At 51.1% G+C, this 1,082-nt stretch carries 1 protein-coding gene; it reads right to left on the bottom strand.

The window, feature by feature from the left end:
* Positions 1-939 (bottom strand): O-acetylhomoserine aminocarboxypropyltransferase/cysteine synthase family protein (locus tag ACR0P9_RS13070; RefSeq protein WP_432620834.1); only part of this gene is annotated, 939 nt, incomplete at its 3' end.
* Positions 940-1,082 lie beyond the last annotated feature (143 nt).

Here is a 1,082-nt window from a genome sequence, read left to right as displayed (position 1 = left end):
GATAAATTCTACATCCGGCTGCTGCTCTAAGAACTGGGCAACTTCCAGCGCGTTTTTGCTGTGCTGACGAATACGAAGCGGCAGAGTCTGTAAGCCGAGGTCGAGCAAAAAGGCTCCCATTGGCGTCTGACAGGTGCCCATGTCGCGCATGAGCTGTACGCGCGCCTTGGTGATATAAGCGGCAGCACCGAAGGATTCTGTGTAGCGCAGACCGTGATACGATTCGTCAGGCTCCGTCAGACCCGGGAATTTGCTGGAAGCACCCCAATCAAATTTGCCGCTGTCGACAATGACACCGCCCATCTGCACCGCATGACCGTCCATGTACTTGGTGGTAGAATGTACGATAATATCTGCACCGAAGTCAAACGGACGGCACAAAATCGGCGTGGCAAAGGTGTTGTCTACGATGAGCGGAATGCCGTTGTTGTGTGCCAGAGCGGCAAACTTTTCGATGTCGAGCACGTGCAGTGCCGGATTGGCAATGGTCTCACCGAAAACAGCCTTGGTATTCGGTCGAATTTCTTTCTGCAATTCTTCCAGCGGAGCATCGCCATCGACAAAGGTGATGTCCACACCAAACTTCTTGAGCGTGACGCCGAGCAGATTAAACGTGCCGCCGTAAATCGCAGAAGAGGCAATGACATGGTCGCCTGCCTGCGCAATGTTCATGACGGCAAGCATAGAAGCAGCCTGACCGGAGCTGGTGCACAGCGCACCAACGCCGCCTTCCAGTGCGGCGATTTTCTTTTCTACGCAATCGATAGTTGGGTTTCCCAGACGCGTATAGAATGCATCATCTGCTGTCAGATCAAACAGCGCACCGACATGCTCCGTGGAATCAAATGTAAAGGTTGTGGACTGATAAATCGGGAGTGCACGCGGGCTGCCATTTTTCGGCTCGTAGCCTGCTTGAATACACATAGTTTCTGGTCTCATTGTACAAAACCTACCTTTCTAGTGGGAAAAACTTTAGCGTTTTCGACAAAGTATACAAATACCGTACCATATGAGGGAATTGCTGTCAAGCGATCTTATCCAAATAAAAAAGCCAACGAAGAACAGGAATGTCTTCGTTGGCT

The organism is Butyricicoccus sp., from assembly GCF_050872565.1.
Classification (GTDB): Bacteria; Bacillota; Clostridia; order Oscillospirales; family Butyricicoccaceae; genus Butyricicoccus_A.
This window is presented reverse-complemented; position numbering and strand designations above follow the sequence as displayed.